This window comes from Streptomyces sp. NPDC057253 (genome assembly GCF_042669125.1).
In the GTDB taxonomy this organism is placed as follows: Bacteria; Actinomycetota; Actinomycetes; order Streptomycetales; family Streptomycetaceae; genus Streptomyces.
Genome location: NZ_JBHUXV010000227.1, coordinates 1 through 8,694, shown reverse-complemented (window position 1 = coordinate 8,694; position 8,694 = coordinate 1). Strand labels below are relative to the sequence as shown.

The 8,694-nt window shown below is 72.3% G+C and carries 7 protein-coding genes; 3 read left to right on the top strand and 4 right to left on the bottom strand.

The window, feature by feature from the left end:
- Positions 1-26 precede the first annotated feature (26 nt).
- The 4 genes from ACFULQ_RS47605 to eccE all read right to left on the bottom strand — a co-directional run bounded on the left by ACFULQ_RS47605 (position 27) and on the right by eccE (position 5,994).
- The gene (locus tag ACFULQ_RS47605) at positions 27-3,083 is read right to left on the bottom strand and encodes an SCO5717 family growth-regulating ATPase (RefSeq protein ID WP_383557673.1); all 3,057 of its coding nucleotides are present in this window, start codon (positions 3,081-3,083) and stop codon (positions 27-29) included.
- A gap of 303 nt (positions 3,084-3,386) precedes the next feature.
- Positions 3,387-3,704, bottom strand: a complete 318-nt coding sequence (locus tag ACFULQ_RS47600; RefSeq protein WP_383557671.1) for a DUF397 domain-containing protein — start codon at positions 3,702-3,704, stop codon at positions 3,387-3,389.
- 131 nt (positions 3,705-3,835) lie between these two features.
- Complete coding sequence (locus ACFULQ_RS47595; protein ID WP_383557668.1) at positions 3,836-4,663, bottom strand: hypothetical protein; 828 nt, start codon at positions 4,661-4,663, stop codon at positions 3,836-3,838.
- Positions 4,663-5,994: a type VII secretion protein EccE gene (eccE, locus tag ACFULQ_RS47590; RefSeq protein WP_383557665.1), complete on the bottom strand. Its 1,332-nt coding sequence runs from the start codon at positions 5,992-5,994 to the stop codon at positions 4,663-4,665. The genes ACFULQ_RS47595 and eccE overlap by 1 nt, the downstream gene beginning before the upstream one ends.
- A 195-nt stretch (positions 5,995-6,189) precedes the next feature.
- Here eccE and eccB point away from each other — a divergent pair, with 195 nt between their 5' ends.
- From eccB to ACFULQ_RS47575, 3 genes are all read left to right on the top strand, one after another.
- Positions 6,190-7,761 carry a type VII secretion protein EccB gene (gene eccB, locus ACFULQ_RS47585; protein WP_383557662.1) on the top strand — a complete coding sequence of 524 codons (1,572 nt, stop codon included), beginning with the start codon at positions 6,190-6,192 and terminating at the stop codon, positions 7,759-7,761.
- Positions 7,762-7,981: 220 nt separating this feature from the next.
- Positions 7,982-8,302 (top strand): WXG100 family type VII secretion target, encoded by a 321-nt coding sequence (locus ACFULQ_RS47580; protein ID WP_007385064.1) that lies wholly within the window; start codon positions 7,982-7,984, stop codon positions 8,300-8,302.
- Between the two features lie 67 nt (positions 8,303-8,369).
- Positions 8,370-8,663, top strand: coding sequence for a WXG100 family type VII secretion target (locus ACFULQ_RS47575; RefSeq protein WP_007385065.1), 294 nt, complete (start codon positions 8,370-8,372; stop codon positions 8,661-8,663).
- Positions 8,664-8,694: the final 31 nt, after the last annotated feature.

Here is an 8,694-nt window from a genome sequence, read left to right as displayed (position 1 = left end):
GTGCCGGCCCCCTTCCCGTTTCCCGGTCACTGCTGCGGCGGCCGGCCCGCGTTCGGGTCGTACGGCGGCTGCGGGTACCCGGGCTGGGGCTGACCGGTCTGCCACGGCTGGCCGGGCTGGGCACCGGGGAAGCCCTGGAACGGGGGCTGCGGCGCGCCCGGGGGCTGTGGCTGCGGCTGGCCCGGCATCGGGGGTGCCATGGTCGGCGGCTGGTTGTTGCCGTTGCCCGTCCACAGCCCCTGCTCCTGCTGGGCCCGCGCGAAGTCCTCGGCCACCATGGTGGCGAGGTCGAAGTAAGCCTCCCGGACCTTCGGCCGCATCATGTCGAGGTCGACCTCGGCACCGGCCGCCAGGTGCTCGTCGAACGGTACGACGATCACGCCGCGGCAGCGCTGCTCGAAGTGGGTGACGATGTCCTCCACCTTGATCATCTTGCCGGTCTCGCGGACCCCCGAGATCACGGTGATGGACCGCGACACCAGGGACGCGTACCCGTGCGCCGACAGCCAGTCCAGGGTCGTACTGGCGCTGCTCGCCCCGTCCACCGACGGCGTCGAGATGATGATCAGCTGGTCGGCGAGGTCCAGCACCCCGCGCATCGCGCTGTAGAGCAGACCGGTGCCCGAGTCGGTGAGGATGATCGGGTACTGGCGGCCCAGCACGTCGATCGCGCGCCGGTAGTCCTCGTCGTTGAAGGTCGTGGACACGGCCGGGTCGACGTCGTTGGCGATGATCTCCAGACCGGAGGGCGCCTGCGAGGTGAACCGCCGGATGTCCATGTAGGAGTTGAGGTACGGGATCGCCTGGACCAGGTCACGGATGGTGGCCCCGGTCTCGCGCCGCACCCGGCGGCCGAGGGTGCCGGCGTCCGGGTTGGCGTCGATCGCGAGGATCTTGTCCTGGCGCTCGGTGGCGAGGGTCGAGCCGAGGGCGGTGGTCGTGGTCGTCTTGCCCACGCCGCCCTTGAGGCTGATCACCGCGATCCGGTAGCAGGACAGCACCGGGGTGCGGATGAGGTCCAGCTTGCGCTGCCGCTCCGCCTCCTCCTTCTTGCCGCCGAGCTTGAACTTCGATCCGCCCGGGGCCGGCCGGCTGCTCTTGGCCTTCTGCTTCTTGCTGTTGACCAGCCGGTCCGAGGTCAGCTCGACGGCGGCGTTGTAGCCGAGCGGCGCGCCCGCGCCGGCGACCTGCTGCCGCTGGTCGTGCTGAACGGCCGCGGGCCACGCGGCACCGGTACGGGGGTCCACGCCGGGCTGGCCCGGAGCGCCCGCGTAGGGGTTGGGGTTCGGGGCCTGGGGCGGCTGCTGGCCCGGGAACTGCGGCTGCTCCGGCTGCCCTTGGGGCTGCGGCTGGGCAGGGGGCGGCGGCACGGGCTGCCCCGGCACGCCGGGCTGCGCCGGGGGCTGCTGCTGGGGGTAGCCGTAGCCGCTCTGGTTCGGCTGGGGGGCGGGCGACTGCGGGAAGCCGTAACCGCCCTGGGGGTGCTGGGGCGCCGGCGGCTGCGGGAAGCCGTAACCGCTCTGGTTCGGCTGGGGCGCGGGCGGCTGCGGGTAGCCGTAGCCGCCCTGGCCGGGCTGCGGGGCGGGCGGCTGGGGGTAGCCGTAACCGCCCTGTGCGGGCTGGCCGTCGGGCTGCGGCGGGGTGGCCGGCCAGCCCGCCGGGGCGGGCTGCGGGGCCTGGGGCTGTCCGGCGGCCGCCGGCTGGACGGGCGGGAGCGGGGCGCCGGGCTGACCGGCGGGCGGCTGCGGAGTGCTCGGCGGCTGCGGCTGGCCGCCTGTCGTCCACTCCGGGGCGGAGGACGGGGCCGCACCCGGGGCCGCCTGGGCGAACTGCGGGGGCAGCGGCGGGACCGCGCCCTGCGGCGCGGGCGGGGGACGCCAGCCTTCGGGCTGCTCGGGGGTGAGGGCTTGGGCGGCGTGCGGCTGCTCGGGTGCCGGGACCTGGGCGGTCTCCGGCTGCTCCGGGGCGGGGCTTTGGGTGGCTTGCGGCTGCTCCGGGGGTGCGGGGGGCGCGGCCGGGGGCTGTTCCGGGGCGCCGGTGCCGGTGGAGGTGGCGGGAGTGCTGGGGGCGTCCGGCGCGGCTGCCTGCGGTTCGGTGCCGGGGTCGGTGTCAACGGCCGCGGCCGTGGCCGGAGTTGGGGCTTCGGGGGCTTCCGGTGCCGTGGCTTCGGAGGCGGATGCCTGGGGGGCGTCCGTGCCCTCGTCGCCGGCTGCGGTCTCCTCGGCCGGCTCGGTCGGGGCCGCCGGTGCCTCGGCCTCCGCCGTCGCGGAGACCTGCGGGGTCACGGCGGGGGGCGCGGGCTCGGGGGCGGTGGGAGCCGTTGCCGACGGGGCCGCGGGGGGCTCGGGGGTGCTCGGCGTCGTGGCGGGGGCGGAGGGCGCGTCGGTACGGCCTTCCGCGTCACCGCCGGAGACGGCCGCACTGTCCGTGCCGTCCACGCCCGAGGAGGCGGGGGCCACGGGGGGCGCCGGAGCGACGGGTGCCGTCGGAGGCGCGGGGGCCACGGGAGGCGCGGGGGGTGCTGGAGCGACCGGGGGTGCCGGGGTCGCCGAAGCCGCCGGAGCGACCGGGGGTGCCGGAGTCACCGAGGCCGCCGGGGTTGCCGTAGGAGGCGTGGGTGGCTGGGGGTAGCCGTAGCCGCTCTGTGGGTTCGGCGGTTGCGGCGGGTAGCCGTAGGCGCTCTGTGGGTTCGGCGGCGTGGGTGGTTGGGGGTGGCCGTAGCCGCTCTGGGGGTTCGGTGGCTGCGGGTAGCCGTACGCGCTCTGGGGGTTCGGGGGCGCGGGCGGCTGGGGGGTCGTGGCGGGGGTGCCCGTCCACGGCGGGGGCGGCGGCGTCGCGGCGGACGGCGTCGGTGCGGAACCGGATGGATCGGGGTGACCGGGGTGGGGTGCAGGCGCGGCGGGGGCAGGGGTCGGCGCGGGAGGTGCTGCCTCGGCCTCGGGCGCCGCGCTCTGCGTGTACCAGGCAGGGGCGGCGTAGTCGATGGTGAACTCGCCCGTCATCTCGGTGGCGGACTCCGCGTCGGACTGGTCGTCGCTGGGCGTGGTCCAGCCCGCGCGCAGCCCGTCCCGATCGCTCTGCACAATTCCTCCTGGTTGGTCGAGCACCCTCGTGCCGTGTGGGCACTCATGTGCCGGGCTGGGGGCGACCGTTCCTGTTGTCCGATCCGACTGAAGTCCCCTGGACGCGAACTACCCACCCGTGGGTTCTTTCGTCGCATCCGCATCAAGCGTAAACGCCACAGGCCTCGGCGGGGCAGGCCCGTCCGCTGTGCGCTCGCACGCACCGGACGGCCGCCTGCCCCGATGTCGCCCTTGTGACGGTTGTCTGTCTGTTTCGGGTGCCTGAAGCCCGGGACGGTCGGCCCTGCGGTCCGGCCGCCGCCCCTACTCCGCCGGGAGCCCGCCGTCCTGAGCCGCGGGCTCCAGGTCGAACTCGCCGTCGCGGGCGCCCAGTACGAAGGCCCGCCACTCCGCCTCCGTGTACCGCAGCACGGTGTCCGGATCCAGGGAGGACCGCATGGCCACCGCGCCCTCGGGCAGGTAGGCGATCTCGACGCGCTCCTCGTGCTCCTCGGTGCCGGGCGCGCTGTGCCACTCGACGCCGGAGATGTCCAGGCCGTACAGCTCGTCCCGTTCCCTCGCCTTTCGCGCCCTGACGTCCTCGTCCGGTGTCTTTGCGGCGATGTCGTCCGCGTCAGCCATGGTCGGCGGCCCTTTCTCCTGAGCGAACCTCGTGCAGCAGCACCCTACTTGGCCTGGCCCCCCTCACACAGCGCTACGGTGCGATCACGAACTCGCGTGAGAGGGAGCCGCCTTGGCCTGCCGCGCGGGCGTCAGTCCATCCGGCGGGGCGCTCCGAGCAGACCGGTCTCCGCGTCGGTGGGCTGGGTCATCACGTACTGCCGGGACTTCTGCGTGCACCACAGGGCGACGTTGTCGGCGAGCGAGGACAGGGACGCGGAGTCGCCGTGGGGCAACCGCATGGACTTGCCGACCACTTGGGACTCCTGGGGGGAGATCCGCTGCACCCCGACGACGTCCGCGTGGGCGAGGAGCCGGGGCGCGGTGGGGCCGAGATAGGGGAGCAGGGTCAGCACCGACTGCCAGGGCGCCGTGGTGAGACGGCTGCGCGGCGGGCGGATGCCCAGGTCGCGGATGATCAGCACCGGGCTGGCCGGGGACGGTCCCTGCGGGGCGATCCGCCCGACCTGGTGCACGGTCACGCACTGCTGGCCGCCGCCGGCCGCCTGCGCCATCGGCGCCCACAGCTGCGGACGGGCCGTCTCGACGGCCACGCGCGCGCCGATCGCCGCCGCGCGCAGGGCGATGACCTGGGCCATCCAGGTGCCGCCCACCAGCACCATGTCGAGGCGGGTGGGGCGGCACAGCCCCAGCACCGCGGGCTGGTTGTCCTGGTCGATACCGAGGATCAGACCGTCGTCGCCGACCGGAAGGGTCAGCTGCGCGAGCACGTCGGCGTCGACGAGGTGGCGCTCGCGGCGCGGGCCGAGCAGCCCGAAGGCCTCCCGCAGCCGCCGCTCGGGACCGAGCCGGGCGGGCTCGGGGGAGCGGGGCAGATGCCCGGGACGCTGTCCGGGGAAGCCCGGCACGGAGTTGCCGAAGCCGGAGCGGCCGGCGGGACGGACGGTGGGAGCGGACATCAGCGGGTACCTCCCAGCGGCAGGGTGGCCAGAACTCCGGGCAGCTGCTCACGGTCGAGCCGTACCAGGCCGACCTTGAACGCGGACGCGGCCCGCTCCAAGTGCTGTGCGGCCTCGCCCAGTTCGTTCTCCCCGCGGCCGGTCAGCCGTACGTGCCCCGACAGGGCGAGGAGCTTGCCGCGCCGCCTGCTGATGGTGAGCGAGAAGGTGCTGGCGAGCGTCGGCGCCGAGGTCAGCGCGCCGACCAGCCGGGGGAAGGCCGGACCGCCGCCGCCGAACTGCGGCCACTTCGAGATCCAGTACGTGGTGTGCAGCCGGTCGTCGCAGCGCCAGGTGCGGGTGCTCTCCGCCGTACGGCGGCCCGAGCGGCTGCCGTCCATCGCGGCACCGCCGGTGGTGGCCATCGGATTGACGCAGCTGGAGGTCGCGACGGCGCCGCAGATGTCCGCCTCGCTCAGCACCTTGGCCTGCATACCGGCGCCCATGAGACGGCTGGCCAGCTGGTCGGCGACCCGCAGCAGCGCCCGCCGGGCACCCTGCATACCGCCGCCGCGCGCCTCCACGGCCTCCGGGCACAGCTCCGGGTCCAGCTTGAGCGCGACCCAGGTGATACGGAGTCCGGGCGTCATGCTCTGGGCCTGGAGCGGGCCGTAGGAACGGACCGCCATGGCCTGCGGGGGCAGATGCGGGGCGGGCGCGGGCTGGGTGTGCTGGACGACCTGGACGGAGGCGAGCCGGATGTCGTCCACCTCCAGCAGGCCCTGGAGCAGATCGAGGGGGATGTCCCCGCTGCCGTAGGACGGACGCAGGGGGGTGTCGGCCGCCTGCACCTGGACCAGCGCGGTGAGGAAGGTGCCGTCGCCGAGCATGCCGATCTCGCGCTGCTCGCGGTCCTGGAAGCTGTAGGTGCGCAGCGCCGGGTCGCACTCGACGGCCGGGGCGAAGCCGGGGTCGGTGCCGGGCGGTACGGGTTCGGCGTTGCGCCTGCGGCGGTCGCGGAGCGCGCGGGCGGTGGAGAACCACTCGGGCAGCGGGCGGCCGCGCCGGCGCAGCAGTCCGGCCAGGACCAGCGGTACGGCCAGCACGATGCCGACGGTGAGACCGATGGGGCGCAGCAGCCAGCCGATCAGCAGGACCGCGGCGGCCAGTTCGATGCCGACCAGCTGCTGGATGCGGAGGGGGCCGATGCTGCCGGGGCGCCTGGCGAGCGAGGGCGAGGCCGGACTGGGCACCGCGGACGCTCGTGCCGGTTCCGGCACCTGCCCTGGCCCCTGGTTCTCCTGGGTACGACGGCTGCCGTTACGGCGCCGGGACCTGGTCGCAGTGCTCATCCCCCGGTACAACCCCTTTGCATTGTCTGGCCGCGACTCGAGCTGGCGGCGGATCACCGTACCCCGTACCGTACGGTGCGATCGTCACACGGCATAGTAGAGGCCCCTGCAGGAGCAAACGCCACGGAGTACCGGGCGGCCCTGGGGAGTTCGGCATTCGGCAACAAAGCGAAACAACGGGGAGTTGACCCATCGATGGCGACACGTCGGGATGAGCTGAACGCTTACTCCTTCGCGCGCAGGCGCACGGTGGCGGCGTTTCTTCAGCCGTCGCCGCACGGTTCGGAGGAGGCGGCGCCGCGGCCCCTCAAGACCGTCCTGCCGAGTCTCGGTGTGGCGGTGCTGGTGCTCATCGGATTCGGGGCCTGGGGCATGCTCAGCCCGACCGCGCCGAAGGGCTGGGACGCGCAGGGCAAGAACATCCTCGTCGGCAGCGAGTCGACGACGCGCTATGTGCTGGTGAAGACCAAGGGCGAGAACAAGCTGAGCCTGCACCCGGTCCTCAACCTGGCGTCCGCCAAGCTGCTGTTGAACGGCGAGAACCCGCAGGTCCTGAAGATCAAGGAGTCGGTGCTCGACAACAGCAAGTACCCGATGGGCGCGACGGTCGGCATCCCCTTCGCCCCGGACCGGCTGCCGTCCCCGGACGACGCCAAGACGGCGAAGACCTGGGCGCTGTGCCAGGCCCCGGGCCAGGACGGGCAGCCGGTCAGCGCGACCTACGTGCTGGACAAGAGCGACTACGAGAAGCTCCTGCAGAAGGACGGGGAGCTGAACCGGAACAAGGTCCTCTACGTCGAGGGCCCGAAGGATCCCGGCTCGGTCAGCGGCAACGGCCCGCGGTACATGGTCACCCCGGACGGGAGCGCCTATCTGGTCGGCGGCAAGACCTGGCGGCTGTCGAGCGAGAACGCCCTTCAGGACATCCAGCGCGCGGTGTTCGGTGAAGGGGTGCAGCCGCAGCGCGTCAGCGCCGACTTCCTCAAGACGCTGAACGTCGTGGGCGACCTCCAGTTCCCCTCGCTGGGCGGGGACGCCGGGGCGCAGGCGAACGTGGAGGGGCTGCCCACCCGCGTGGCCAAGGTGGGCATGGTCCTCATGACCGGTACCGGGGCCAGGCAGCAGAAGTACATCGTGCTGAAGAACGAGGTGCGGCCCATCTCCGACTTCACGGCGGAGATGTGGCTCAGCAGCCCGTTCATCAACGCCGTGTACGCGGGCACCACCCCGGCGCCGGCCCAGGTCGGGTTCAACGACATCCACCCGGAGAACGGTGAGTGGATGGCGGAGAAGACCTGGCCCGAGGAGCCGGTGGTGCAGGCCAACACCTACTGGAAGCCGGGCGGCGACAAGGTCTCGTGCAGTGTCTGGCACGGCGGGGCGATCAACCAGAACAACAACCGGCAGCTGATGACGGTCTGGAGCGGCCGGGACTACCCCAAGGACCTCTCCCAGAGCGGCTCGCGCACCTACGTCTCGCCCGGCAGCGGCCTGCTCTTCAAGAGGGTCACGGGCACCGACGCCGGCGGCGGCAGCACCTTCCTCGTCACCGACACCGGCCTGCGCTACTCGGTCCCCGCGCGCAACGACAGCGAGGTCACGGGCGGCGAGAAGGCCGACGCCAACACCCAGCAGACCAACACCTCCCAGGTGCGCCTCGGTTACGGCAAGATCCGCCCGGCGGTGGTTCCTTCGACCTGGGCGGACCTGCTGGCGGCGGGGCCGGAGCTGAGCAGTGGGAACGCGGAGCAGGCGCAGGGGTCGTAGGCCGGTTGGCGTTCGCAGATCACTCACACTTCACGAACGCACTTGTGAAAAAGGTGAGTTGACTTCATCGCGATCTTGCCACAAGCCCCAACTGATGTTCGCTCTGTCAGCGGATGCGACTAGAGTGGAACCAGACCGGACTGGTTACGTCTGCCACCATTCGGTGACGGCGTTCCGAGCGGGTCTACTCAGAACTCCTACGTCTCATGGGGGACACAACATGGCTGGACAGCAGTTCACCATGACCGAGGAGGAGATGGTCGCGTTCAGCGGCAAGATCTCCTCGGTCAACTCCTCGATCCAGGGCGAAATCTCCCGCCTGCAGACCGTGATCGACACGATCACGGGCGGCTGGAAGGGCTCGGCGGCCACCGCGTACAACAACCTGCAGTCGCAGGTGAACCAGGATGCCAACAAGATCAACCAGATCTTGAACGACATCAAGGAAGCGATCGACCAGAGCACCAAGGCCTACGCGGCTTCGGAAGAGGAGCAGCGCGCGTCCATCCAGAACATCGCGGCCTCGTCCCCCTTCGGATGATCGGACCCGTGCGCCGCGGCGCACGTCCGTGACCGACCATCCACACATCTGAGGAGACACAGAAGAGATGTCCGGGCAGATTCTTGTAAATTTCGCCACGATCTCCCAGGCCGCGCAGGACGTCCGCAGCACCGCGGGCAAGATCCGTACGCAGCTTGACGAGCTGGAGAGCGGCGTCAAGCGCATCTCCGCCAGCTGGGAAGGCTCGGCGCAGGAGTCCTACCGCGCCAAGCAGGCCGAGTGGGACCAGCGCGCCGCCTCCATGCAGCAGACGCTGGAGGCCATCGCCAAGGCCCTCGACAGCGCCGCCCAGAACTACCAGGCGACCGAGTCGAAGAACGCCCAGATCTGGGGCGGCTGACGTGACCGTCTGATGGGGGCGAGTGCGCGAC